The organism is Marinoscillum furvescens DSM 4134 (genome assembly GCF_003386095.1).
Lineage (GTDB): Bacteria > Bacteroidota > Bacteroidia > Cytophagales > Cyclobacteriaceae > Marinoscillum > Marinoscillum furvescens.
This window is the reverse complement of sequence record NZ_QREG01000019.1, coordinates 20,396-46,132: the sequence shown is the minus strand read 5'-3', so window position 1 is coordinate 46,132 and position 25,737 is coordinate 20,396. Positions and strand designations below refer to the sequence as shown.

At 45.2% G+C, this 25,737-nt stretch carries 20 protein-coding genes and 1 tRNA gene; 3 read left to right on the top strand and 18 right to left on the bottom strand.

Features of this window, described 5'->3' with window-relative positions:
• Positions 1 to 66: 66 nt before the first annotated feature.
• The 4 genes from C7460_RS17530 to C7460_RS17515 all read right to left on the bottom strand — a co-directional run bounded on the left by C7460_RS17530 (position 67) and on the right by C7460_RS17515 (position 5,381).
• A complete protein-coding gene (locus C7460_RS17530) occupies positions 67 to 414 on the bottom strand; it encodes a LytTR family DNA-binding domain-containing protein (RefSeq protein WP_115869435.1) in 348 nt (115 codons plus the stop codon).
• 90 nt (positions 415 to 504) lie between these two features.
• Positions 505 to 2,466, bottom strand: coding sequence for a hypothetical protein (locus C7460_RS17525; RefSeq protein WP_147303002.1), 1,962 nt, complete (start codon positions 2,464 to 2,466; stop codon positions 505 to 507).
• Positions 2,467 to 2,605: 139 nt separating this feature from the next.
• Positions 2,606 to 3,622 carry a UDP-N-acetylmuramate dehydrogenase gene (gene murB, locus C7460_RS17520; protein WP_115869433.1) on the bottom strand — a complete coding sequence of 339 codons (1,017 nt, stop codon included), beginning with the start codon at positions 3,620 to 3,622 and terminating at the stop codon, positions 2,606 to 2,608.
• 67 nt (positions 3,623 to 3,689) lie between these two features.
• Positions 3,690 to 5,381 carry an amidohydrolase gene (locus tag C7460_RS17515; RefSeq protein ID WP_115869488.1) on the bottom strand — a complete coding sequence of 564 codons (1,692 nt, stop codon included), beginning with the start codon at positions 5,379 to 5,381 and terminating at the stop codon, positions 3,690 to 3,692.
• Positions 5,382 to 5,666: 285 nt separating this feature from the next.
• Here C7460_RS17515 and rpsA point away from each other — a divergent pair, with 285 nt between their 5' ends.
• On the top strand, positions 5,667 to 7,757 hold the full coding sequence (gene rpsA, locus C7460_RS17510) for a 30S ribosomal protein S1 (RefSeq protein WP_245986438.1): 2,091 nt from the start codon (positions 5,667 to 5,669) through the stop codon (positions 7,755 to 7,757).
• Positions 7,758 to 7,923: 166 nt separating this feature from the next.
• Positions 7,924 to 7,994 (top strand) — tRNA-Cys (locus C7460_RS17505).
• 979 nt (positions 7,995 to 8,973) lie between these two features.
• Here C7460_RS17505 and C7460_RS17500 read toward each other — a convergent pair.
• Positions 8,974 to 9,291, bottom strand: a complete 318-nt coding sequence (locus C7460_RS17500) for a thioredoxin family protein (RefSeq protein ID WP_115869486.1) — start codon at positions 9,289 to 9,291, stop codon at positions 8,974 to 8,976.
• A gap of 80 nt (positions 9,292 to 9,371) precedes the next feature.
• On the opposite strand from C7460_RS17500, the gene trpF reads away from it, so the two are divergent.
• Positions 9,372 to 9,992, top strand: coding sequence for a phosphoribosylanthranilate isomerase (gene trpF / locus C7460_RS17495; protein ID WP_115869432.1), 621 nt, complete (start codon positions 9,372 to 9,374; stop codon positions 9,990 to 9,992).
• 30 nt (positions 9,993 to 10,022) lie between these two features.
• On the opposite strand, the gene C7460_RS17490 is transcribed toward trpF, so the two are convergent.
• The 13 genes from C7460_RS17490 to C7460_RS17430 all read right to left on the bottom strand — a co-directional run bounded on the left by C7460_RS17490 (position 10,023) and on the right by C7460_RS17430 (position 25,657).
• Positions 10,023 to 10,892 (bottom strand): FKBP-type peptidyl-prolyl cis-trans isomerase, encoded by an 870-nt coding sequence (locus C7460_RS17490; RefSeq protein ID WP_115869431.1) that lies wholly within the window; start codon positions 10,890 to 10,892, stop codon positions 10,023 to 10,025.
• Between the two features lies 1 nt (position 10,893).
• Positions 10,894 to 11,610 carry a tRNA (guanosine(46)-N7)-methyltransferase TrmB gene (gene trmB / locus C7460_RS17485; RefSeq protein ID WP_115869430.1) on the bottom strand — a complete coding sequence of 239 codons (717 nt, stop codon included), beginning with the start codon at positions 11,608 to 11,610 and terminating at the stop codon, positions 10,894 to 10,896.
• Positions 11,607 to 12,893, bottom strand: coding sequence for a bifunctional folylpolyglutamate synthase/dihydrofolate synthase (locus C7460_RS17480; RefSeq protein WP_115869429.1), 1,287 nt, complete (start codon positions 12,891 to 12,893; stop codon positions 11,607 to 11,609). The genes trmB and C7460_RS17480 overlap by 4 nt, the downstream gene beginning before the upstream one ends.
• A 3-nt stretch (positions 12,894 to 12,896) precedes the next feature.
• Positions 12,897 to 13,808: an energy transducer TonB gene (locus C7460_RS17475; RefSeq protein WP_115869428.1), complete on the bottom strand. Its 912-nt coding sequence runs from the start codon at positions 13,806 to 13,808 to the stop codon at positions 12,897 to 12,899.
• A gap of 3 nt (positions 13,809 to 13,811) precedes the next feature.
• Positions 13,812 to 14,201, bottom strand: coding sequence for an ExbD/TolR family protein (locus C7460_RS17470; RefSeq protein ID WP_115869427.1), 390 nt, complete (start codon positions 14,199 to 14,201; stop codon positions 13,812 to 13,814).
• Positions 14,198 to 14,854 carry a MotA/TolQ/ExbB proton channel family protein gene (locus C7460_RS17465; protein ID WP_115869426.1) on the bottom strand — a complete coding sequence of 219 codons (657 nt, stop codon included), beginning with the start codon at positions 14,852 to 14,854 and terminating at the stop codon, positions 14,198 to 14,200. Before C7460_RS17465 ends, C7460_RS17470 begins: the two co-directional genes overlap by 4 nt.
• 91 nt (positions 14,855 to 14,945) lie before the next feature.
• The gene (locus C7460_RS17460; protein WP_115869425.1) at positions 14,946 to 16,001 is read right to left on the bottom strand and encodes an SPOR domain-containing protein; all 1,056 of its coding nucleotides are present in this window, start codon (positions 15,999 to 16,001) and stop codon (positions 14,946 to 14,948) included.
• Between the two features lie 85 nt (positions 16,002 to 16,086).
• Complete coding sequence (locus C7460_RS17455) at positions 16,087 to 17,739, bottom strand: porin family protein (RefSeq protein ID WP_147303001.1); 1,653 nt, start codon at positions 17,737 to 17,739, stop codon at positions 16,087 to 16,089.
• A gap of 2 nt (positions 17,740 to 17,741) precedes the next feature.
• Entirely contained in the window at positions 17,742 to 20,744 is a 3,003-nt protein-coding gene (locus tag C7460_RS17450; RefSeq protein ID WP_115869423.1) for a tetratricopeptide repeat protein, read from the bottom strand.
• A gap of 53 nt (positions 20,745 to 20,797) precedes the next feature.
• Positions 20,798 to 21,817: a DNA polymerase III subunit delta gene (gene holA / locus C7460_RS17445; RefSeq protein ID WP_115869422.1), complete on the bottom strand. Its 1,020-nt coding sequence runs from the start codon at positions 21,815 to 21,817 to the stop codon at positions 20,798 to 20,800.
• 121 nt (positions 21,818 to 21,938) lie between these two features.
• The gene (locus tag C7460_RS17440; protein WP_115869421.1) at positions 21,939 to 22,154 is read right to left on the bottom strand and encodes a cold-shock protein; all 216 of its coding nucleotides are present in this window, start codon (positions 22,152 to 22,154) and stop codon (positions 21,939 to 21,941) included.
• A gap of 332 nt (positions 22,155 to 22,486) precedes the next feature.
• Positions 22,487 to 24,175, bottom strand: a complete 1,689-nt coding sequence (locus tag C7460_RS17435; RefSeq protein ID WP_115869420.1) for a DEAD/DEAH box helicase — start codon at positions 24,173 to 24,175, stop codon at positions 22,487 to 22,489.
• An 87-nt stretch (positions 24,176 to 24,262) separates the two neighbouring features.
• Positions 24,263 to 25,657 (bottom strand): exonuclease domain-containing protein, encoded by a 1,395-nt coding sequence (locus tag C7460_RS17430; protein ID WP_221409567.1) that lies wholly within the window; start codon positions 25,655 to 25,657, stop codon positions 24,263 to 24,265.
• Positions 25,658 to 25,737 lie beyond the last annotated feature (80 nt).

Here is a 25,737-nt window from a genome sequence, read left to right as displayed (position 1 = left end):
TAATGTATTTAAGGGACATTATCGGATATTGATACATATTCATCATGAATCCTATCATCGTAAAAGCTAATTCGATGAGAACGCAAGGCTTAATAAATTCATTAAATTCTTTACTCCAATGGAAAAAGGAATTGTAGCTCCACACCTCAGATGAATCAGTTTCTTTTTTTTGTCTATCACATCAATTAGTAGAGAGTTTATTAGAAAGGATTGACTCACCCGCACAAATTGGAACTGATCCAACTCATGGGCCAATGCATTAAGCGTTTGTGACTTCAAACAGGATGAACCATCGCGTAAAACAATATTCACGTAACCACTGTCCGCTTGACAGTACGAAATATCGTATTGAGAAAAGACTTTAATCTCATCTTTTCCTGAACAGATGATTTTTTTATTTAAAGCTGATTCCATTAAAGTGTTAGGTATTCGGTGAATGATTAGTTAATCATAATTAAAAATAACGCCATTAGAAGTCAATCATAAGGGCAAACGTTTGCCCTCCTACCAACATACTAAAGAGTCTTTACCCGGGCATGCACAATTTATTGGACAATCTTGCCCTCTTAGTTGCGGCCAATATTGATTTCCAAATTCATCGAAAGAAAATAATTGTTCTTCACTGCCCCGTGTTAAATTCTTTAACCAATAAATTCCATTCTTAGGAATGCGTTTAACGTTGATGATTGTATCAGTTCCTTCGAAAACCAATATTCTTTCCCATGATCCTTTCCAAACCGATAGCTCATAGGAATCCCCAATTCGAATATTATTATCGTCGTTGCGTATATGAAAGTAAATCTCATCTACCGGGATCTTTTTTCCTAAGTCCATAACGAGACTAAAGTTAGGGCCTCCAACAAAAGTCAACGGATCAGCATCGTACAAGTTATCTGATTGCTTAGCCCAATCATTCAAATCTGATAAAACTCTGGTGATTTTTGGTCGCACCTCCTGTCCTTTGGAAAACAATCGTAGTTCAGCAAGAAAGTGTCTCCCACTTTCAGATGGCCTAATATTATAATACCGAAATGCCTTATTGTTTTTTATTTTAATATGCTTAGGCTGAGAATTATAAATATTGGAAAATGTAATCATTGGGACAGAATCACTTTCATGATTCCAGCCAATTAAGCTAGCCCCATTCCATTTCAATGTAAAGTTTTCATGAAACGCTCTATGTGCAGTACGATAAATTGGGTATTTCCTCGTTATTTCTGCATGTGGAATGAATCCTTCTGGTTTATAATAGTGTATACTATCATTCGCTAATATCTCAAACGGGTGAGTAACGGGATTTTGTGATTCATCAAGCACGATATACACACAATAAGGATGAATGCCCGAAACCGATATATTTCCATTCTCAATGGTTGCAAAATCCACCTTTCTCCAGACCTCTCTTGAGTTGAATACGCACAAGGAAAAGTCCCCATTCTCCGAAAGATTGTAATCAGAAATAATTTCTAGCGATGCGGAGTATGTTGGCACATATTGCTTATTGATTCTTCTTATGGGCAGCTTCATGGCTAACCCAAACTGATTTAACTCATAGGTCTTTCTGTAAATTTTCGAAAAACTAACTTTTTGATATTCTTCTAGTAAATCCTTATTGCCATCGACATCTCTAATCAATATGCTGTCTGGAAAGTGAACCACCAGCCACTCATGCCCTAGTGTGGCATGGTCCCCCCACTGTGGAGTATAATCAGCTGATGCACCTATCCCAAGGGATCTAAACACCCAAATTGCGTAGGTAACCATATCCGTACACCTTCCAATGGACAGTATCTCAAACTGGGTGGGATTAAAGGTTACAGGATATTTGTTGGGTACTGGAGAGTTTTTTCTAATCTTAATTGAATCTAAAACTTCAGCCACAACCTCCTCTATGCCAACCGAGTTTTCTAATCGATCATATACCCACTCAAACTTGTTATTTAAGTAGGACCTATGATCACCGACAATTTCTTCGTCGTTCACCCTGTATGGTAGTACGTATTCGCAAAAGTCTTCAAAATTCAATCTATATTTTTCAGGAATTCGACTCCAACTGCTAAGGGCTTGTTTCGTATTGTTAATTAAAAAATCCGCCGAAACACTATTTAGGTCATAGTTAAAACTTTCAGTCACATATCCTGAATTTCTCAGGAAACTTATTGTCTCGTTGAATTTTCTTATTGCTTTTGAACCATCGTTTCCGACTGTTCGGTAATAGTATAGGCTATCCCAGGCTGGTTGATATCCTTCTAAACCAGCCAACGATCCTTTACCCGGCATATTTGCCACCAGGTAATGTGCTGATTCTTGAAATAAAGTATCCTCGGAATAATTTAGAAATTTTAAAATTTCGCCTTTATTTCCATCAGATATACTTAAGGCGTACTCAATTGTTCCTATTTCAGGCCGTTGAGAACAGCACATCATAATAAGCAACAATAATGACCATAGCTGGAATGCTCTCATATGCATTAATTGGCAATTCAACGCGCAAAATGCACATGCAACCATTATGATGCAATGCTAAACACTCATATTCGATATGACGGATAGTTTAGACGAAATCCAGGTACTTTCATCCTAAAACCAATGAATTCGCTACAAATCACACCACATTCACCTCAGGTTCCAGCTGCACGCCAAACTTTTTGTAGACGGATTCTTGAATGTCCTTAGAAAGCTGTAGGAGGTCTTTCCCATCGCCACCTCCATGGTTTACGAGTACGAGGGCTTGCTTGTCGTGCACACCGATTGCTCCACGTCTATGGCCTTTCCAGCCACTCTGGTCTATGAGCCATGCTGCAGGCACTTTGGTATGCCTGTCATCCACAGGAAAACCCGGGATCTTACGAAATGCCGCTCGCAGTGCATCAAAATAGTCGTTGGTCACCATAGGGTTTTTGAAAAAGCTGCCGGCGTTGCCAATCTGCGCTGGGTCGGGTAGCTTAGACTGACGGATGTCAATCACCGCCTGGCTCACATCTTTTAGGTTAAGCTCCTCTACCCCCATGGCTTCCAGAGTTTCTTTGAGGTTGCCATATGAAATGTTATACTCCGGTTTTTTCGATAGCCTTAGGTATACTTTGGTGATGATGTACTTATCGCGCCGTGGGCCTTTGAAGATGGAATAACGGTAGCCAAACTTGCAGTCTTCTTTGTAAAAGCGTACAATCTTGCCAGTTTTCACTTCGTATGCCTCCAGCGAGTGAAAGACTTCTTTGATCTCCACACCATAAGCACCAATGTTTTGCATGGGTGCCGCACCCACAGTACCGGGGATGAGCGACAGGTTTTCGATGCCTCCATAGCCATCCTCTATCGCCCAGAGCACGCACTGGTGCCAGTTTTCACCGGCACCGAAGCTCACCAGCACCGAATCCCCACCTTCTTCCTCTACTTTGATGCCTTTGATTTCCATTTTGATCACCATCCCCAGAAAATTACGCGTAAAGAGCAAGTTGGACCCTCCACCGAGTACGAGCTTCTTTTTGTTCTTGTACTTTGGTGTATTAAACAGCTCCTCCAGGTCTTCTGGTTGCGCTATGGATGCCTTAAAGTTGGCATAGACATCCAGGTGAAAAGTATGATGATCTTTAAGCGAAAAATATTCCTCTATTAGCACTGGTGTATACGATTAAGGTACCGGAGGGCAAACGTATCCACAAAAGCCGAAAAATCAGTACCTCGCGTCAATTCTCTTCGTAAACCTCCTTACCTCCTACTACAGTCATCACCACTTTGGCATCCAAAATCTCTTCTTCCGGTATCGTCATGATGTCCCGATCGAGAATGGTGAAATCCGCAAGTTTCTCCGCCACTATGCTGCCCGTACGATCTTCCATAAAAGCACCATAGGCTCCCCACAGCGTATAGGATTTTAGTGCTTCTTCACGAGTCATTTTCTGAGTAGGCTCATAGCCTCCATCGGGCGTTCCCTGCAGTGTTTTTCGGCTTACCGAAGCATAGAAGCTGGCCAGCGGACTCACCGGCTCCACAGGAGCATCAGTGCCATTGACAATCATAGAGCCCTGATCGATCAGTTCACTCCACATGTAGGCTCCATTTTCGATGCGTTCTCTACCTAGCCGATCGATAGCCCATGGACGATCCGATGACATGTGAATCGCCTGCATAGCAGGAATTACGCCCAGCTCCGCAAACCGGGGAATGTCTTCTGGGTGAATGTGCTGTGCATGCTCTATGCGAAAACGATGATCCCTGGAGCGATCCGGATAGTTTTCAAATGCTTCTTCATAGATATCCAACACCTCACGATTGGCCCGATCACCAATGGCATGCGTACACACCTGAAAGCCGTTTTGAATGGCTCTATCCACCACCTCAGCAATAGCTTCCATCGGCATCACGTTGTGGCCATGCTGGCCATGGGCATCGCTATACTCCTCCAAAAGCCAGGCGCCACGCGAACCCAGCGCCCCATCTGCATAAAGCTTGATCGAGCGGATGTTGAGATAGTTGTCATACAGCCCTATCTGTGGTCCTTTTTCGAAGTATTCATCTAACAGGGTGGTATCCCTACCCGTGAGCATCACGTGCATGCGCAGCTTGAGTTGGTCGTTTTGAGCAAACTCTTCAAACACAGCGATATCATCAGCTTGCGACCCGGCCTGATGAAATGCAGTAATTCCGTTTTTCAGACACTCTTCAATAGCCATCTGTAGTTTTTTTCGCTTTAGCTCAGTCGTCTCTTTGGGTATAATCTCCGACACCAGGGTGCTTGCCGTTTCGTTAAGGAGTCCCGTCGGCTGTCCACTGACGTCTTTAAACACCTCACCACCATCAGGATGTGGCGTATCTTTCGTGATATCGGCTGCTGCCAAAGCACGGGCATTCACCAGGCTGGCATGACCGCTGGCATGTTTCAAATACACCGGATGATTAGGTACTGCCTCGCTCAATTTGTGGTGAGTGGGAAATCCATTAAACATCCCTTCGGGCAGTTGGTCCCACTTGTCCTGATGCCAACCGCGGCCTACGATCCACTGACCTTCTGGAGTTTGAGCGGCGCGTTCTTTTACCAACGCTATCACCTCATCATAGCTTTTGGCACCCATGAGGTCTACATTGATCAGATTGGCACCGATCCCCATTATGTGCGCATGTCCTTCCACAAAGCCCGGGTATACGTAACGCCCCTCTAGCTCGATCACACGTGTACTATCCCCTAGCAGGTCTTCCACATCAGCAAAAGCACCTACTTTCACGATCTCGCCATTTTTGATAGCGATGGCTTCTGCAGTGGGCTGCGTTTCATCGAGGGTATACACGGTGCCTCCACGAAGTATCAGATCGGCCTGCTCCACCTTGGGCACACAGGATAACATTAGGAAAATAAGCGTGAGAATAACGAGGTTTTTCATTTTGGGTAGTAGTCGTTTTAGGGTTCTTTTTCTTAGGTCGAAATTAGCATTTTTCATACAAAACCACGGGCCATATCCGGTAAGACTGTTGTGACCTACGAAAACCATTGATTTTCATTCATTTATCACCAGCACATTGTTTCCACTCTTCACCTTTTTCCACTACCTTTGCGCCTCCATTCGGGTGAATGGGTGTTTGGCCAATGCCAGGCACATCTTTTAAACCAAACCTCTTTTCCTCATGACTCTAGGGAAAAGGGCGTATCGTAGAGTCATTTATTTATTATGGCAGAAGAAAAAAAAGAAGAGCTTCAAAACCAGGAAGCTCAAGCCAAGGAGTCTCAAGAGGCTCCAAAAGAATCAGCGCCTGCAGAGCCAGCTGCTGAGGAGAAAAAAGAGGAGCCTGTAAAAGCAGCGAAAGAGCAGCCTTTCAAAGAAGAGGCAAAAACTCCTGAAGTAGCAGCTCCTATAGCTGAATCTGAAGCGGACATCTGGGACACAGCCAGTGACGATGGATTTGGCGAAGAGTACTCAGAAGCAGACCGTAAGAAAATGGAAGCGCTTTATGAGTCTACTCTCAATCAGATCTCTGAGAAAGAAGTAATGACTGGTACTGTAGTAGGTATCACCAACAGAGATGTGATTGTAAACATCGGCTTCAAATCAGACGGATTGGTTTCGCTCTCTGAATTCAGAGACCTGGAAGACCTCAAGCCTGGTGACGAAGTAGAAGTTTACGTAGAAGAGCAGGAAAATGCTAACGGCCAGTTGGTACTTTCTCGTAGAAAAGCCAAAATCGTAAAAGCATGGGAAAACATCCAGAAAGCTCTGGACGAAGACCTGGTGATCGACGGTATGGTGAAGAGAAGAACCAAAGGTGGTCTTATCGTAGATATTTACGGAGTAGAAGCTTTCCTTCCTGGTTCTCAAATCGACGTGAAGCCTATCAGAGACTTTGATGTTTTTGTAGGTAAGAAAATGGAAGTGAAAGTAGTGAAGATCAACTACGCTAACGATAACGTAGTAGTATCTCACAAAGTCCTGATCGAAAAGGATATCGAGAAGCAAAAAGCAGTAATCCTCGAAAACCTGGAGAAAGGACAAGTACTGGAAGGTGTGATCAAAAACATGACCAACTTCGGTGTATTCATCGATCTTGGTGGTGTAGATGGTCTCCTCCACATCACAGACATCTCTTGGGGTCGTATCAATCATCCAGAAGAAGTGCTTAACCTTGACGAGAAAGTCAATGTAGTAGTACTTGACTTTGACGATGACAAGAAGCGTATCTCACTTGGTATGAAGCAGCTTACTGCTCATCCTTGGGATTCTTTGGATGCTGGCATCGATGTTGGCTCTAAAGTGAAAGGTAAGATCGTAAACGTAGCAGATTACGGTGCATTCCTTGAAATTATCCCTGGTGTAGAAGGCCTCATCCACGTATCTGAGATGTCATGGTCACAGCACTTGAGAAATCCTCAGGATTTCATCAACGTAGGCGACGAACTGGAAGCTGTAGTCCTTACAATCGACAGAGACGAGCGCAAGATGTCACTCGGCATCAAGCAGCTTACTGAAGATCCTTGGACGAAGCAAGATGTACTTACTAAGTACGCTGTAGGCACTAAGCATACAGGTATCGTTCGTAACCTGACCAACTTTGGCTTGTTCATCGAGTTGGAAGAAGGTATCGACGGATTGGTACACGTATCTGACCTTAGCTGGACCAAGAAGATCAAGCACCCTTCTGAGTTTGTGAAAGTAAATGACGAATTGGAAGTAGTGGTAATGGAACTAGACGTAGACAACAGACGTCTTGCACTTAGCCACAAGCACCTTGAGGAGAACCCTTGGGATACTTTCGAGACAGTATTTACCAGAGGCTCTGTACACAAGTGTACGGTAATCTCTAAAAACGACAGAGGAGCAATCCTTGAGCTACCTTACGGTATCGAAGGACATGTATCTTCTAAGAACCTTCAGAAAGAAGACGGTAGCAACGCATCAGAAGGAGAAACGCTAGACTTCAAAGTGCTGGAGTTCTCTAAAGATGACAAGCGCATCGTTCTCTCCCACACTTCTACATGGAAAGAAGGCGCTGAGCAACCAGCACCTGCAGCTCCTAAGAAGAAAGCTGCCCCTAAAGGCAAAGGCAACACGCTCAATAAGATCAACAATGAGTCTGAGAAATCTACTCTAGGTGATCTTGATGCACTTTCAGCTTTAAAAGAAAAGATGGAAGAAGCAGCAGCTAAGCCTGCTAAAAAAGCAGCTCCTAAGAAGGAAGCGGCTAAAACTGAAGAAAAATCAGAAGCGAAAGCTGACGAAAGTGCTTCAGAATCAGCCGATAGCAAAGAAGAGTCTAAAGATTCTTAATATTTTCATAAAACCGGAAGGCAAAAGCCTTCCGGTTTACCTTCTTTCTTATTTAATTTGCACCTGCAAAACGATAAGGCACTCAGCAACCTACTGGTGATTGCTTAAATTTGCAGAACAGGCCTGCCCCCGCAATCTGGCGAGGAAGAGGCCAGAAGTTTTATTAGGTCCTGTGGCCGAGTGGCTAGGCAGAGCTCTGCAAAAGCTCGTACAGCGGTTCGAATCCGCTCGGGACCTCAAAAGGCATCCAGTTTTGGATGCCTTTTTTTATGTACTTCCTTCATTTCACTTTCCAATCTGCAAAAGCTCGTACAGCGGTTCTTCCGTAGGAATCCCTGCCATGCCGTCAGGCAGGCCTGCCTGTCGGCGAGACAGGCTTACAGGAGAATCCCAGCTTGGGACCTCAAAAAAGCATTCAAGAAATTGGATGCCTTTTTTTATGCCCTTATTCTTCTATTCTCATTTTACACTTTCCAATCTGCAAAAGCTCGTTCAGCGGTTCTTCCGCAGGAATCCCTGCCATGCCGTGGCAGGCCCTACAATCGGCGAGACAGGAAAGGTTTGTGAAAGCATTGCCGCTGTAGGTGTTGTCACCTACAGCCACGCAAACTCGGACTAGCAAGGGTGGTGACTCTTCACCTAACAGCCTCCCACATGTTGGCCACAAGATCAACAGGGGCGCGGGTCATCACACCCCTCCATGCCGATTCCCACAACATCCTTGCCAAATATTATTCTGTCATGGTGATTATTTTACATACATGCCAAATTTTACTCCGTCATGCCCGGCTACTGGAGCTCCATGACTGGCATGGAGTGGATTACCTCCGCCATGGAGGATGTACTACTACCATGGTGAGCAGTTTATAAACCATGGAGACTTAATCACCAACATGATTAGCATGCAACAAACCATGGAAACCACTTTACTGCCAATATTAGTAAACAACGCGACATGGGGGATATTACTAAACGTCACAGCAATAAAAGCAAGAGTAAAAAGTACATCAAAGGATAAGGTCTAGCTTATTTTAGAAGGTTAAAGACACCAAAAACATTTTAATGATGATTAACAGGGGGAAGGGTCTTACATTTCGACAGGCTCAATGTGACACTTCCTTGGCAACTAAACCTTGTAAAAAAATCAAAAAGGCTGCCCCACAAGCATACACTTGTCAGACAGCCTTTTCATACCTTACAACTGATGATCTAAGTACTAGTTCAGCTTACTAATCAGCTCCACTACCGCATCTTCCTTGCTACCGGCAAACCCTTCTACCAGCTCGCCGTTCTTGAAAATGGCAAAATATGGAAGGTTGGTCACCCCTCCTGCTTTGCGTGCTTCAGTGTTTTTCTCCGCGTTTACATCCAGAAAGCTTACCCCTTCAAAGCGATCGTCATTGGACAGGCGCTTGTATTTGGGAGCAAACAAGCGGCAGTTTCCACACCAGTCGGCAAAATACTTTACCACCACTTTTTCATCAGATTGCAACTTATTTTTGAATTCTTCATCGGTTACGACTTCTACTGCCATAATTACTATTTTTTTGAGCGTTAAAAACGTGTAAGAAACGCCAGATTTGGTTTCTTTGTTTCGCAAAAATAGAAAAGCAAATGAGTTTAAAAACTTTCGTGAAAATAAGCCAGATAACCAACCTCAGTGACGCACGGTATTGTGCCGGTATGATGGTGGATGTATTGGGATTCAATCTGGAAGAAGGAAGTGAAGGCTATGTTTCACCGGAGACGTTTAATGAGATCACTAACTGGGTGGCCGGTGTAAAGTTTGCCGGGGAGTTTACCCAGGCACAGGTAGCCGAGGTGAAGCTAGCAGCTACCAACTACCCTTTGGATTATATACAGGTACAGCAAGCGGACCAACTGGAAGAGCTACAGGAAACCGGTACTGACCTGATTTACAAACTGGTCATTCAATCAGCAGATGATGTGGCTGGAATAACGAGCCAACTGGCATTTGCAGCCGACCTGGCCAAGATGATCATTATTCAAAGCCTCGATCCATCATTGGATGAAGCCATATACGCTGAGCTTATCAAGTCGGAGCTGGACATACCGCTGATTAAAGGATACAGCCTCAGTGAAGCCACAGCGCCCGCTGTAGCGGATGATAAGGTATTTACTGGGATAGAACTGGAAGGTAGCCCGGAAGAACGTCCCGGATTTAAAGATTATGGAACCGTAATGGACATCCTGGAGGTATTAGAAGAAGAGTAGTCCCGAAAAGGACTACTCTTTTTTGTTATTTTACCTACCAACAATTTCCGTAAGTGTCACCTCAAATATCATAGTGGCATTTGGTGGTATTTGAGAAGACCCAGAACCATAAGCATATTTGGACGGAATAAACATCGTAATGCTTCCGCCTTCTTTGACGTAAGGCATCAAAATACCCCATCCCTCGATGAGGTCATCAAGCTTAAATTTCACCCCTGAAACACCTTCAAACACCTCATCATTGACCAAGAACCTTCCTTCATAGTCTACTCTCACAGTATCATCCACAGTAGGGTGTCTACCAGTTCCTTCTTCAGTGATGATATAACGGAGCCCAGTAGTACTGTCCATCTCAGCCGTAAGGTTTTTGGCTGTCAGGTAGTCTTGAATACGTTTTTGCTCAAATCCAAACTGATCATACACCCCTCGTACGTTCACCTCATACGCAACAGGAGTGTTTCCTGGCACGTTTCCATCAGCGCTTCCTGACTGACCAAAAGCATAGTATGAAGGCAACAGCATAATGATTTTACCGTTTTCCCGTGCATAAGGCATTAATAGTTGCCAACCGGCGATAGTACTCCCACCTAGCTGCACATAGATGCTATCTGCTTCGTGAAACACATTACCTTCTGGAATGAGCTTACCTACATAATCTGCAAATACATACTGGCCGTTTTCGGGAGCTGGTCCATTACCTGGATCTACCAAACTATACCGCAGCTCATAACCTTGCGTATCCGTCTGCACGGTGAGCCCTTGCTCTACGATATACTGATCAATCAATGCTTGCTCTTTGTTAAACTGATCTGCCGGATCAAAGACGTCTTCTGTTTTCAGACAGCCGCTCATCCAGATCACTGATGCCATCAGTGCGATCATTCCTAGTCCTTTTCTCATGTTACTCTTCTGTTATCTGTTTTTCTTCTTCTAATATGCCCAGCTCCTTTAGCTCCTCGGTGGTTTTAAACCGAAACTTCAGATACTTAATCCGCTCTCCTTTCTCCGTCCAGATGCCTTCATACCGGGTTTTGATACCGTGGTGGTCTCCTTGTAGGTCTGAAGCGTACAAATCAAATGTATATACCAGATCATCTACCGGAAACTCATCCTGCAGTACTTCCAGTGTATACTCAAAAAGAGGAGTATTATCGGTTTTGAACTTAAACCATCCGCGAGCTTTACAAGCCTGCTGATAGAGTTTTAAAAAGCGTGGATTGCTCAGGCGTCTCCTGATTTCTCGTTTTTTAGGGCGCGGGTCTGGAAAAGTAAGCCAAAACTCATCCACCTCTCCGGGAGCAAAAAACTTGTCTAGCTGATGAATTTGCGTGCGCAAAAAACCAACATTTGCCAGTTTATGCTCAATGGCGTGTGTACTCCCCTGGTAAAGGCGATCACCTTTGAGGTCTACCCCGATATAATTGCTCTGAGGATCCACCTCCGCCAGCCCTACGGTGTATTCTCCATTGCCACACCCTAGCTCCACAGTGATAGGACGCTCGTTTTTAAAATATAGTTGGTTCCACTGGCCTTTAATTTCTTCAAAAAGTGGCTTGCCAGGCTCTATGATATTGGCTCGTCTCGCATTTTCTGCGAACCTTTTTAATTTCTGTCTCACAAATGATCAATTTCTGCAACCACAAAAGTACTACCACATACTACAATGAGGTCATTTTCAGTGGCATTCTTTTTTGCAGAGATAAGTGCTTCGTTTACATTCGTAAAAGCCTCACCTACTTTGTTCAGGTCAGCAGCAAGCCTTTTGAGATCGGCAGCAGGCAACGATCTGGGTACCGAAGACTGAGTGAAATAGTAGCTGGCATTGGCAGGTAAGAGCGCCATTACCTTTCCTATCTCTTTGTCTCGTACCATGCCTAAGATCAAGTGTAGTTGCTCAAACTGCGTACTGGCTATTTGCTGCACCAGTGTGCTGACACCTGCTTCATTGTGACTTACATCTGCCACCACGGCCGGAGCAGACTCCAGCACCTGCCAGCGCCCTTTCAGCCCTGTAGTAGTAGCAATGCTCCCCAAACCTGCTTTTATGTCGGTTTCAGATAGTACAAAGCCCTGAGCTTTTAGTACCTGCAATGTCTCCCAAATGCCAGGGATATTTTTCAAAAAATAATCTGCAGCTATATCAGAATCCCCTTTTAGCACCCCTTCTCCATTTTTGGAGAGCTCAAAAGATCTGCGTCCGTTGACCAGACTTTTTCCGCGTATGCTGTAAGCCCCCACGCCATGTAGTGGTGCTCCTTTTGCTTCGGCCACTCGTGAAAAGACAGGCAACAACTCCGGCTGATCTGCACCAATGACTACTGGTACACCTTGCTTTATGATGCCAGCCTTCTCAGCCGCAATTTGTTCCAGTGTATCGCCGAGCAGGTCGGCATGGTCATACCCGATCATGGTGATGAGGCTCACCAGTGGCGTAATGACGTTGGTACTATCCAGCCTGCCTCCCAGCCCGGTTTCTATAATGGCTATATCCACCTCTTGCTTTGCAAAAAACTCAAAAGCCATAGCTACCGTCACTTCAAAGAAAGATGGGTTTATTCCTTCGATTACCCTCCGATGTTGGCTCACAAATGCGGCAACATCCGCTTGTGGAATTTCATGGCCATTGAGGCGAATGCGCTCGGTAAATGATTTGAGGTGTGGTGAGGTGTAGAGTCCGGTTTTATATCCTGCCTGCTGCAAAACGGCAGCCAGTGCGTGCGCAGAAGTTCCCTTGCCGTTGGTTCCTGCTATATGCACAGCCTGAAACTGCTCGTGAGGATTTCCCATGGCTTCCAACAAACGTACCGTATTGGTCAGGTCTTTTTTGATCGCTGCTGCACCCTGGCGCTGAAACATCGGTAGCCGCTCATAGAGGTACTCGAGGCATTCTTCGTAAGTCATGGATTACTTCGCTCGGATAATAAAAGTGATGGTACCTGTAGAAGATGGCGCTGGAGTGTATTCATTGGTTTTGCTAAACGACAAACGCTCGACACTTTGGCGATAGTAGCGCTCCACCACCGGAGATACGGTACTCGAAACCAAATCTATGTTAGTGATGTAGCCGTCCTGATCTACCACGATCTTATAAACAATCTTACCAGATTCATCAGTATTGTCTTTTGGCTGTGGCTGAAAATCCCACACCCATCCGGCCATCTGCAGACTGGCTCCTTTGGAGCTGCCCTGCTCCCCCATCAGGGCACGGCCGTCCAGGGTGCCTTCTTCCTTGCCGGCAGCACCTTCTCCACCTTCTTCACCACTGTTGAGGTTAGGGTCTCCATCAGCAGATTTTGGCATGGTCGCTTCAGGGTTGAGCTCTTCGGTGGGTTGCTCCTCAGCCGGCTGCTCTTGCTCTACCTGTTCTTCTTTTTTGGGTTCTTCTTGCATGGGCTCCTCAGCAATCACCTCTTCTACAGGTTCAGGAGGAGCATTTTCTTCTACTACATCCGGACTTGGTGTCTCGGTGATAGGAGTTTCAGCTATTTCAGGTTCTGATTCTACCGGCTCTGACTCCACAGGCTCCACTGGGGCTTCCTCTACCACCTCTTCTACGGGTTCATCTACTGTTTCTTCCACCATCTCAGTCACTTCCTCTTCAGGCTGTGCCTCAGCCGCTTCAGGCGCACTTACGGGTTCTGCTCCACTTCCGGTATTGTCAATACCAAAGGCAAGCTCTATTCCATAAGAAGGAATCGGCGGATCGGGTTCTCTCCAGGCTATGAGAAAATAGAAAAGCAACAGCATGACCAGCTGGGCCGCAATAGCGGAGATCCACCCAATTCGTTGGTATTTCTTTTCTTTTTCGTCAGCCATGAGTTAGTTGGGCTTGGTAGCTATCGATACGCGCGCTTCTAATGCCGTAGCAATGCCTGCCACCTGCACCAGGTTTTCTACAGGCACGGTTTTGTCACAGTGGAGCACTACCACGCCTTCTTTGCCACTAAAGGCATCACGCAGCACTGCCTCCAACTGACTGATACTCACTTGGCGGTCATCCACGTAGTACTGCAGATCATCAGTGATCGTCACGCTCACCTTTTGCATCACAATCTCTGAGCTCTTGCTGGAAGGCAAGTTTACCGGCAATCCCGACGGGGTAATAAACGATGCAGTCAGCATAAAAAAGATCAGCAACAGGAAGATCACATCCGTCATGGAAGACATGCTAAATGCAGCATCTACCTTATGTTTGGATTGAAGCTTCATTTTTGTGGCTCTTGTAACAGGTCAACGAAATCTATGGCGGTGTATTCCATGCGGTGTACTACTTTTTGAACTCGTGACACGAGGAAGTTGTATCCCAGATACGCAATAATACCTACAAAAAGGCCTGCAGCTGTAGTCACCATCGCTTCATAGATACCACTCGAAAGCAGCTTGGGGCTCACAGCACCTTCTTCCTGGGCTATGGCTATAAAGGCCTGAATCATTCCTGTAACTGTTCCTAGAAAACCAATCATAGGTGCTGCGCCAGAGATGGTGGCCAGTATACTGAGGTTTTTTTCCAACCTGTAGATCTCTATTTTACCCGTATTTTCAATACTCACTTCTATGTTCTTTAGCGGGCTACCTATTCGGCTGATCCCTTTTTGAATCATACGTGCTACCGGAGTATCTGTTTGGCTACATAGTAGCTGCGCACCTTGTACATCTCCTGCCAGCACCATGTTATGAATCTTGTCTTGAAAATCCGCGGGTGTTTTGGAAGCACTCTTTATGAGTAGCATGCGCTCTACAAAGATGTAGATAGACGCTACCCAAAGTACTATGATGGGTATCATCATAAAGCCTCCCTTGAGCAAAAGCTCCAGCACGGAGATGGTTTCCAGACCTTCTGTTGGTTCTAGTTGCAAAAACATAGGGTTTTATCTAAGTGTGTATAAACAAAAAATCGTTTAATCCCGGCCAATAAACGCGAGATTAAACGATAGATTGTCAACGAAAGTTGAATTAATATTTCAATGGCCAAATATCAGGACCGTATTCTGTTTTGAACCCTTCTACGGAGGCGGATGCATCAGAGAAACTATTGTACTCTGCGATCGCTACGCGGTGAAATCTGTGATCTTTAAACGGTGGGATCACAAATGGGCTCTTACCTTCAGCAGACAACTCTCTGGCATAGTCCATGGCCAAGTCGTCATCAAAGAAACTCCCGATTACGATGTAAGCCTTTCCTGTAGGGTCTGGCAATCGGGTAATTTCTCCTGCAGGTACAGCATTGGCCTGTGCAGGCCTATTCTGCTCGGTTTTAGGCGCAGGCTTTTTGGTCTCTTCCTTCTTAGGTGGAGGCGTTTGCTTTTTTACTGGCTGCTTGGCAGCAGGCTTTTTAGCTGGAGCTTTTTTCTGCTCTACTTTATCCGCCACTTTTTTAGGTGCCTCATCGCCACCATCGTACATCAGGTAGAAGACCACTGCGATTACGGCAAACAACAACGTACCGATAACCACTGTTCGCACAAACTTACCTTTAGACTCAGACTTACTATCTGCATAGGCACTGGCATAAGTACCACCACCGGCAGCACCTGCTCCTCCGGCTGCAGCCGCAGGTTGGTCAGAATAGCTATCTGCACCTTCTACCTTTTCGTCTGATGAATCACTGTCAAACACAGACCCTGAAGACAGGTCTTCGCCTGAATCTTCAAACTCTTCGTATGACTCTTCCTCATAAAAGCCTCCAGTATCTCCCTCAGCTTTTAATTCTTCTTCGAGTTCTTTCTCAAGCTCTTTTTCCCAGTCTTCTGGTTCATCACTGCTATCAAAATCGTCAGCAGATATATCTATATCATCGTCTAGTACCTCTTCTCCTATCGGAGCTTCTGGAGACTCAGCTTGTGGCTCTTCTTCTTTGGGTGGCTCTGGAGAATCTTCTTCAATGTCCTCCTCATCGTCTTCATCTAATTCTTCGTATTCCAGATCGGGTAAACCAAAGTCTTCATCATCATCAAACTGGTCGTCCTTTTTTTCTTCTGGATCTTCGTTTTTATTTTTTTCGTCAGCCATTCGATTAGATTTAAGTAGAAACCAAGATAGCAAAAAATCATTATTCCAAAACAATGACTTGCTTTCCACCCTGCGAATATGTCACTTAAAATCGATAAATAAAACCAATTTTGGCGGTTATGCCACGTACAGGGTAGTTGAGATATCGCTCGTATCGTATTCCCAGTAGGTTTTCTATATCTACATAGGCACTGAAACGATCATCAATTTGGTAACTTCCACCTACAGAAAGATCTACTATAGTGGGTAAAACGTAGGCTTCTGAGGTACCGCCCACAGGGCCTTTCAGGCCATCCCAGACATACATTTCTCCATGTACGCGCCATTGCTCACCTATTAGCTGACTGTAGTTAAGCTTCAAGGTGGTACCTGGCAGATACCATGCTTCTGCCAGGGTATCAGTCTGATATGAAACCATAGCCATTTCTGCGGATAGCTGGCTGCGGTTGTTGATCAACCTATAGCGCACGCCAAATGCTGATCGTCCGAGCCCTCCTGTGTCATAACGCAGCGTATATCGTGCACTGTCTAGCCCCGAAGGCACAAAGAATGCATAATTGGCGGTGTTTGAATAGCTTATAAAAGGCTCAAGACTCATGTCGTGGCGCATTTTATATTCCAAAGCAATCTCCATGTTTACATGCTCACGCTGATTGAGAAGTGTCAGTGTATCTTCCAGGTAACGATTACGCTTTCGTAAGGTGTTTAGGTCATTCGCCGCAAAACCACCTGTAGCATTGGCCATGATAGCAAACTGCTCATTGATGGCAAAACTCCCTTTAAATCTCGGAAATACGCCTAAGGCTGTGGATGCGCCCACACTGTCACTAGAGACTCCCAAAGCTGCTCCTCCAGCTAAAAGCAACCTATCATTATGATAACGCACCTCGGGTATAAGATGAAAAACGTGCCGCTTCTGGATGACTCCACTTTGATAGCCACTATAGGAATAGTCTGTACCAAGTCTAAATTCCAGTGATTCATTCTGCTTGTACGTTCCAGATCCATTTAGACCCAAGTTGGATTCCCTGTTGAAGGCCTCTTGTCCGCTAGCGCCCATCGTAGTAAATGCAAGAAAGGGAGTAGCCGTGTAACTAAAAGCTCCATTGCTACCCGAAAAATCACTTCCTAACCGAAAGTAGTTGGTGGCAATTCGGTCAGTAATTCCCTGCTCAGCAGGTTCGTCTTCGTACCCGTAAAAATAATAGCGCTCCAGCTCATAGTTGACAAATGGGCTTACGACAAGTCCAGTGTTGGACAGTGATCCCTGGAGAATTACCTGCGTATTGCTATAAGCACTCTCATCTTTACGCACTGGGCCGCGGGCAAAAGACTCATGGTCTACAAAAAGACCTACTCTACGGTTGCCATCAGCTACTCCGGCAAACCCACGAATCTCAGGTGAAAGGTAGTTTCCAAAACCCACTTTGAGATAGTTGGTGTTAGCCTCCAGCGCTTCAGTTTTGGAGAGCGATTTCACCTCTGGACTAAATGCATACGGGTCAAACGTAGCCTGAGGTTGAGAAAGGTAAAAGCTGAGGTTTACCGTATCGGTGACTACTGGCTGAATGGCCGATGGTTTATATACCCTGCTTGCACGTGGCAAAGTCAGGGGCTTGTCTTTTTCAATGATAATTTGAGCATCCTCTATAGCTCCGGTGGGAGCTGTATCTGTCTCCTGAGCCATTGCCTGGCTGACTAGCAGCAAAAACAGAACAATATATGTGTAACGAATCATTCTCATCGGATTGTGTCTTCTACCATGGTACTGTCAGCTACAAGTACGCGCTCTTCTTCTTCCAGTATCGTCAGCATTTTTTCATTTGCTTCCTGCACAATAGCATCATCAGAAGCATTGTCTATGATAGACTGTGTAGTGGCTTTGGCTTGCAGCAACTCCCCCATTTCCAAATAATTATCGGCAATGAGCAAAAAGGATTTTCCCACCCAGTGGGGATAAGACCCATAGTTGCGGTTGAGGTCAAATAGCATCTCCAGAGAACGCTTGTACTGCCCTTTGAGGTAATAAACCTTACCCATTAGGTATTTGGCTTCAGCTCCACGCTCGTTGGGCGCATCGTTTACCACGCGAATTAATTCGTCCAGAGCCTCATCATAGTTTTCCTTTTGGACAAACAGCTTCGCCTTTAGCAAAAGCGTAGCTCGCTCCGCATCTGCAGGTTTCCAGTCATCGGCGAGTATTTGGTTGGCGAAGTATAGGGCGCTATCACTCTTGTTTTGATAAAAATAGGCATTCATAAGCCCTTCCCTGGCAATGTATGTTTCCTTGGCATTGGAGGCGTGTCCCAGCAAAAACCGGTAGTTGTTTACAGCCTCTCCAAACTGCTCTTGACGTATCAAAGCTTTGCCTCGTTTGTCCAGAGACCTTCCCATATACGGAGATACGCCTGCTGCTATCACCTGCTGAAACTGGCTAGAAGCAAGTGACCAGTTTCCTGCACGGTAGTTGGCATCAGCTAAAAAATAGCGTGCATCTTCCTGAAACCCACTAGTAGGATATTTTTCCAAAAACGCCTGAAGTTTGTTGGCAGCATCTTCATACTGCTGATTGTAATAGCTGGTCTTTGCTGCCTCAAAGGCCACCACTTCCAGGCTATTGTCATCTGGGTTTGCCTGCTGATAGGCCTGCATGTAGTCCTCAAAATTGGGTACGGACTGTCCTTTTTTCATGACCTCTTGCAAGCCCAGTAAGGCTGCGTTTGCTACTTCATTCGCGATGTAGTTTTTCAATACATACTCATAAGAAGCTTTTGCTTTAGCAAGCTCATCCAGGTTGAAATAACTCAACGCCAGGCGTGTATGTGCATAGGGCATCAGCGGGCTGTTTGGGAAATCGGATAGCAAGCGCTCAATGGTTACCACGGCAGCATCAAACGAACCATTTTCCACATGCATTTGCCCCAACTGAAAAAGGGCATTGTCTGCGTATTCGGAGGTGGGAAAGCGAAGTACTTCTTCGAAATGCTGCTGGGCCATCACACCATCACCTTTTAGCGAATAAGCCAACCCTAGCTGATAGGCGATATAGGCGTTGGCCTGCTCACTGTCCACCTGCTTATACTGACGGATGGCTTTATCATATTGCTTTTGGACGTAGTAACAATCCGCCAGCCTCAACCGTGCATCTATCGTCAGTTCATCACGCTTGAAACTGTTTTGTATAAAATCTTCAAAAAATGCTTCCGCCTCTGTGTACTGTTTTTGATTGTAATGGATATAGGCCAATCCATACCTGGCAGCATTGGACCACTGCTCCGTGCCGGTACTCAAACATCTCATGTACGCATTTTTAGCAGCTTCAGGCTGATTGAGTAGTGAGTGGCATTCTCCTTTGAGGTAAAAAGCCTGTGCCTCCAGTTCTCGATCCATCGGAAATGCCAGACTTTCATCGAACAAGTCTACTGCCCGCTGAAACTTCTGGTCGTTAAACAACAACTGTCCTTTTCTAAAGGTCACTTTCTGATATGCGCTCTTCATTAGCGCAGATTTATTCCGAATGGTCGAGAGATGGTTTATCGCCTGGTCATAGTCAGAACTGCGCAGGTATGCCTGGGCCATCAGTTCATTCACCTCGGTTTTCCACCTTGAGTTGGGGTGTTTTTCCAAAAAGGACTCAAAATCCCGAACCGCGGCAGCATATTGCTCACGTTGAAAATTGAGCTTACCCATGGTAAAGGCTGCCTCTTCGGCCATAGCTCCTCCACCTTCAGCTACTGTTTGAAAAGCACTGTAGGCATAATTGATATTGTTTTTACGCATGTACAGCTGCCCCAGATAAAAGCTACTATTTTGCCCCAGTACGCCTTTCTCCAAACCTGCCAATTTGAAATTATCAATAGCCTCTTCGTTGGCTCCAGTTTGAAAATAGGCATAGCCCAGCTTGTAATAAGTATCGGCATCCACGCGCTTGCTCGAAAGGTCTACGTATCGCTGTAAATGTGTAGTTGCCTCTTTGTAATCTTCCTCCTCAAATCGCGCCTCTCCTACCAGCTTCAGCAATAGTTTTTGTGTATTGCGATTTGCCTTTTTGAGGTTTTGATCTGCATAGCGGTAGAGCATCTGATAGTTGTGCGTATGGTAATGTATACCTGCTGTCATTTGTGCTACACTTTCAAAAAACTGTTCGTCATCGGCTATTGATTCCAGGTACCCCAAAGCTTGCGTATAGTTTCCGCTTTCAAAGTGATATACCGCCAAATAATACGATGCATCACCGTGGTAGTCCCCTCTATATTCCAGTACTGTTTCCAAATTGGGCACTGCAGCGAGTGTATCTCCTTCTTTGAGCTGAGCATACCCCATACGAAAATACCATACCTCTTGCTGCCTCACGGGCAGCTGACTTCCAGACACACTAGAATAGTACTCGAGACTGGCAGCATAATCATCCTGAAGAAAGTAATAGTTGCCCAGCTCAAAATAAGCTCCTCCAGCCAGTGGGTGAGCAGGGTAATCCTGAATAAACCTTCTGATCATAGCTACGGCTCTAGCGTCACCCACACGCAAACTGGCATGTGCATGGTAATAGCTAGCTTCTGGATTAGGTGTTTTTGACAGCTCTTGAAATCGCTCAAAGTGAGTGACAGCAGCCAGGTAGCTTTCTTGCTGGTAGGCTTCCAACGCCTGCTGATAGATTAACTGCGGATCTGAAGATGACTCCAGCTGCTGAGCTATGGTAAAGTGGATACTTGCTATGCTAAATAGAAAAGCGGCAATACGCATGTGGTGTGCTTTTGGGTATTTAAGGCTTGAACGTATAATCAAACGATTTTGTATCAGTGCATCAACTTAAATATCAATTCTTTCAGGATGTTTCCATCTTTCATAGGAGCATAGCCTATGCCCTTAGACTGCAAATCTGCCTGATGTATGAGTTGGATATTTCTAATGACAATATGCGCCGGGTAGTTGCGTGCTGCCTGCATGTATTCGGTAGCGAAAAAAGGATTTACACCTATGGCGCGGGCTACAGCGTTTTTATCGGATGCTCCCTGATGGTGGATGAGCAGCAACTTGGTGAAATAAGAATATAAGTTGGCGATCACCATAATTAATGGGTTGCTGGATGGGTTGGCATCAAAATACTGCACGATTTTCATCACCTTCACCTCATCTCTCAATGAAATCGCCTTTTGCAGTTCAAAGGTGTTGTAATCTTTACTAATACCAACGTATTTCTGAACCGCCACCTCATCTATTTGCTGACCATCCTCCACGTTGAGTTTCAACTTATTGATTTCGTTGGCTAGTCGCTGGAGGTTGTTACCAATATTCTCCGTCAAAATCATGATGGCCTTCTCCGTGACATTCGCTCCCGTAGCCTGGGCATAGGACCTTACCCACCCTGGCACCTTGTCGTCATAGATGCGTTTGGAGTTGAGAAAAACCGCATTTTTTTCAAGCGCCTTGCTGATTTTGGTACGTCGATCTAGTGTCTTGTACTTGTGACCAAACACCAATATGGTAGTAGGAAGCGGGTTTTCCAGATAGGCTATCAGCATTTTTTGCGGATCTTCCTTTTTCCAGTCCCGCATGTCCTGGGCTTCTTTTACGATCACCACCTGACGTTCACCCATCATCGGATACTTTCGTGCCACGTTGAGCACATCTGTAAAGGTCACATCCTTGCCATACAACACATACTGGTTGAAACTTTTCTGAGTATCATCCAGGGCATTGTGTTCGATGTTTTCCGTGATGTTATCAATAAAAAAGGGTTCGTCTCCTTGCAAAAAGTAAACCGGAGCATATTTCCCCTTTTGTAAGTCTTTGATGATTTCAGCGTATTCGGCCATGGCGGTAAAGTTAGGACGAAATCCCAAATATCATGGACGGGGAGCATTTGATTTGAAAAAGTCGTTTCAGATATAAATGGCATAAAAAAAGCGACATGTTTTACACATGTCGCTCCTTGATTTATTCTTCTTTTTTCTTTTTCTCAGGTTTGGGCTCTTCTGGTGGCTCATCCACGATGTTACCAAACTCATCTACATAGGCTATCATATCAGAGAGATCTCCTCCCTTGTTGTTATTTTCTTTACGCTCCATCTTCTTCTCCATTTTCTCCTTCTTCTTCTGAAGTTTCTTTTTCTCCTTTTGTTTCTTGATGAAGCTGTTTTGTGATCTTGCCATGAATCTCCTTTTAGTGTGTGAAACATACAGTAGAGACCAAAAAGGCTTTCGCCCTACATCTCGGCGCGAGATGCGTTACGTCTTACTATTTACCTATATTAATCCGGAGCCTAATAACTATTCATGCGCGCCGCGCATGGTACCAGTGCACTTACAAAGATTTGTCTGAAAAACCGTGAGGTGAAATTGCAGATAGTTTGATTGCAGCTCCTGTAATGCAAAGGTAATGGAATATTTGGGTCCTTCCTCATGAAAACACAATTCCGGACACCAATCGTTCCCTATTGATCAGGCTAACTGTTTAGCTTGTAACATGTTAGCCCAGTTGTGATTTATCTCCTTCTTCTCCCCTTTCGGCGATCTCTTTCCGGACGTGGTTTACGTCGGTTTTTGGACTTCTTAAAGTCGGCTCCATTTCTTCTGTCACCTTGATCGTCTCTATTTACCCGAATGCTTCGACCTTCGATCTCCACTCCTTCAAACTTCAGGCTAAGGCCTCGATCCTGCGAGCTGTCAATATCTACATAAGACCGGTTCTTTTGCATGGTGATGTCCCCAAAGTACTTTCTGTCTACGTTGGCAATGTCTGACATAAAATGCACCAAATCTGCTTTGGTCATTCCATCTATAGAGCCTACATTGATAAAGTAGCGACTAAACCCACTTCTGTCCCGCTTATCTGGTGATCCACCATGGGTTTCATTAAGGTTATTTTCTTCACCTTCCTGCACCATCAGGTGATCCAGCTGTGTGGTGATCAATCGCTTGAGCAGGTCTTCTTTGCTCAGGTGTGCAAACCTGTCCTGCACATCGGTGAGGATACTTTCAGACTGAGGATCTACCTGTGTATTGATGATTAGGCTGGCCCAGTTGTGAATTCTGGACGATTTCAAAGCCTCTACGCTAGGGATTTCTACCCGCTCAAATTTCACTTTGATTTTGCGCTCCAAATCGGTAATCCTACGTCCCTCTCGTGGGTTGATAAACACCAACGATGTACCCTTATTTCCAGCTCTTCCTGTTCGTCCACTTCGGTGGGTATAGCTCTCTAGCTGGTCTGGAAGTGTATGATGAAATACATGCGTAAGATCATTTACATCGATACCTCTAGCCGCCACATCTGTAGCAATCAGCAGCTGCATAGATCGTGTTTTGAAACGCTTCATCACTGCATCCCGCTGACCTTGAGAGAGGTCACCGTGAAGTGCTTCCACACCATAGCCCAGGTTGCCCAGATCGTCAGCGATTTGTTGTGTTTCGCGTTTGGTACGACAAAACATTATTCCGCGCATGTCTGGCTGAATATCCAAAAACCTACGAAGTGCAGCTATTTTGTTGGACGATTTGGTCATCACATACTTGTGAGAAATGTCCACATTGCTTTTCTGCTCAGTGTTTACCGCTACCTCTATCGGGTCCTTCATGTATTTCTTTACAATCCGGCGGATTTCCGGTGGCATGGTAGCAGAAAACAACCAGGTCACCCGCGACTCCAGGGTATGGGAAAGGATTTCGTCGATATCCTCTTTAAAGCCCATATTCAACATTTCGTCGGCTTCATCCAGCACCACGTATTTTACGTTTTCAAGCTTTACAGCTCTGCGCTTGATGAGGTCCAGGAGTCTTCCCGGAGTAGCCACTATGATCTGTGTGGGCTTCCTTAGTGCTTTGATCTGATTGGTAATGGCAGCTCCGCCATATACCACTTCTACATTTACTGCTTTGTTGTTGCTAGAAAAATCTACCAACTGCTTACCCGTTTGCTGGCCAAGCTCACGTGTAGGCGCCATCACTAGCGCTTGAGTAGATTTATTGTCCTCCTCTATGAGATCTATGAGCGGCAGACCAAAAGCTGCCGTTTTGCCTGTTCCCGTTTGGGCCAACCCGATAAAATCGGTTGGGTTTTTAGTCAGAAGAAGAGGAATGGATTTTTCTTGAACTGGAGTAGGGTTTTCAAAACCCAAAGAGTCAAGGACGTCCACGATTGACTGTGAAAGTCCTAGTTTGCTAAAATTATTCAAAAATACTTTCTTAAAATGAACAGCAAAGGTAGCGAGTATCCCCCGGAATAATCAGTGAATTACCAATTATCTAAAGAAATGTGTTCGTCAAACCATTTTCAGACAAATTCCCTGCTCATCAAATATCAGCTTTTTCATTGGTTGCTTACCACCCAAAAACTTGCGAATAGTCACCACTTTTTCAGGTGCAAGAAAGTCTGTGGTGACATACGCCTTAAAATCATCAAAACTGCTCAAAGAATCATACTCTTCATTAAACTGACCATAACCGACATATTCATAGTTTTCAAAGAGGATAAACGCCCGTTCTTGTTCCGCAGCTGGCTCCAGCAGAGCAAACGTTCCTTTCTCTGGAAGCTCATGACGCAATGCTGAAACTACACGGAGCTGGTAGCTGTCTGCAGACTCTAGCTGATGGCATGGTCCAGGGCATGTGAATTTTCCTGCTTTTTGGCATTTTGAGCGATCCGCCTGTCCTGTAAGCTGAGCGCACAGATGATACTTATCGCGGAGCATCGCGAGGTGATTTTCAGCGAGCTTTTTGGTTTGAAACTCGTTCCACACGCCATGATATGATCGCTGAGACACCACCTGAAGCTGTGTATAGCCAAACATGTCGGTCTCCGCCACTAGTTGATAGGCGCTTGTTTTCAGGTTTTTATTAAAATCCGGCAGGTGCTTGCGGTGTTCATTGGCTGCTTTGAGGCTTACGATAAGTTCGCTATTTACCTCCTCAAAATCAATACTAGCCAGCGCATTACGAAGGTCGTGAGCCTTTTGAGAATTGGCATTTAGTTGTTTGATAGCCGCTTTGTACAGATCTCTGGCACCCTCTACATAAATAACGTCTCCATTCTGATTTTTAAAATACAATATCCCTGAGGACTCTGGTAAATCATCTACCAATCTGCGATCAAAACCCTCGGGCATTTTTGATACCCAGCTATCATTACCTACTGTCGGGTGGCCACCAGATGCGTCCATTATGAGCCGAAACAGCTCCACAGTGGCCTCTGCATCACCACGTGCACGATGGCGCCCATTAATCGGAATATTGAGTTGCTCACAAATGCGTCCCAGGCTATAGCTTTTAAACCCTGGCAAGTATTTTCTGGCCAATTTCACGGAACAAAGCTTAGGTGCATCAAATGCGTACCCTACCCGACGGTATTCGCCTCTAATCATTCCAAAATCAAAATTGACATTGTGAGCCACAAAGGTACTGTTGCCAATAACCTCCAGTAGTGGACGGGCTATTTCTTCGAAGGTAGGCGCAGAGCGCACCATGTCGTCATCTATGCCTGTGAGTTGAGTAATGAAGCCGGGAATTGGCATTTGAGGGTTTACCAGTGAAGTAAACTCATCTACCACTCGCTCTCCATCAAAAAGAAATGCTGACACTTCGGTAATGCGTGAAGCACCGGCCATACCTCCGGTGGTTTCTACATCAATAATGGCATAAGTCTTACCCGTTTTCTTCATTCGCATCTCCTGCGTAAATCTACCAAAATCAATCTGTAATCTTCGATCGTATTATAAGCATTACTTTAGCGGGTTTAAGT

What these genes read in the sequence shown, in the direction of transcription:
- C7460_RS17490 (WP_115869431.1), bottom strand. Translation starts at nt 10,892, where the DNA reads ATGAGAAAAGGACTAGGAATGATCGCACTGATGGCATCAGTGATCTGG.
- C7460_RS17460 (WP_115869425.1), bottom strand. Translation starts at nt 16,001, where the DNA reads ATGGCTGACGAAAAAAATAAAAACGAAGATCCAGAAGAAAAAAAGGAC.
- trpF (WP_115869432.1), top strand. Translation starts at nt 9,372, where the DNA reads ATGAGTTTAAAAACTTTCGTGAAAATAAGCCAGATAACCAACCTCAGT.
- C7460_RS17450 (WP_115869423.1), bottom strand. Translation starts at nt 20,744, where the DNA reads ATGCGTATTGCCGCTTTTCTATTTAGCATAGCAAGTATCCACTTTACC.
- C7460_RS17455 (WP_147303001.1), bottom strand. Translation starts at nt 17,739, where the DNA reads ATGATTCGTTACACATATATTGTTCTGTTTTTGCTGCTAGTCAGCCAG.
- C7460_RS17530 (WP_115869435.1), bottom strand. Translation starts at nt 414, where the DNA reads ATGGAATCAGCTTTAAATAAAAAAATCATCTGTTCAGGAAAAGATGAG.
- C7460_RS17500 (WP_115869486.1), bottom strand. Translation starts at nt 9,291, where the DNA reads ATGGCAGTAGAAGTCGTAACCGATGAAGAATTCAAAAATAAGTTGCAA.
- C7460_RS17470 (WP_115869427.1), bottom strand. Translation starts at nt 14,201, where the DNA reads ATGAAGCTTCAATCCAAACATAAGGTAGATGCTGCATTTAGCATGTCT.
- C7460_RS17480 (WP_115869429.1), bottom strand. Translation starts at nt 12,893, where the DNA reads ATGACTTACGAAGAATGCCTCGAGTACCTCTATGAGCGGCTACCGATG.
- holA (WP_115869422.1), bottom strand. Translation starts at nt 21,817, where the DNA reads ATGGCCGAATACGCTGAAATCATCAAAGACTTACAAAAGGGGAAATAT.
- rpsA (WP_245986438.1), top strand. Translation starts at nt 5,667, where the DNA reads ATGGCAGAAGAAAAAAAAGAAGAGCTTCAAAACCAGGAAGCTCAAGCC.
- C7460_RS17465 (WP_115869426.1), bottom strand. Translation starts at nt 14,854, where the DNA reads ATGTTTTTGCAACTAGAACCAACAGAAGGTCTGGAAACCATCTCCGTG.
- C7460_RS17475 (WP_115869428.1), bottom strand. Translation starts at nt 13,808, where the DNA reads ATGGCTGACGAAAAAGAAAAGAAATACCAACGAATTGGGTGGATCTCC.
- C7460_RS17440 (WP_115869421.1), bottom strand. Translation starts at nt 22,154, where the DNA reads ATGGCAAGATCACAAAACAGCTTCATCAAGAAACAAAAGGAGAAAAAG.
- C7460_RS17525 (WP_147303002.1), bottom strand. Translation starts at nt 2,466, where the DNA reads ATGAGAGCATTCCAGCTATGGTCATTATTGTTGCTTATTATGATGTGC.
- C7460_RS17515 (WP_115869488.1), bottom strand. Translation starts at nt 5,381, where the DNA reads ATGAAAAACCTCGTTATTCTCACGCTTATTTTCCTAATGTTATCCTGT.
- C7460_RS17430 (WP_221409567.1), bottom strand. Translation starts at nt 25,657, where the DNA reads ATGAAGAAAACGGGTAAGACTTATGCCATTATTGATGTAGAAACCACC.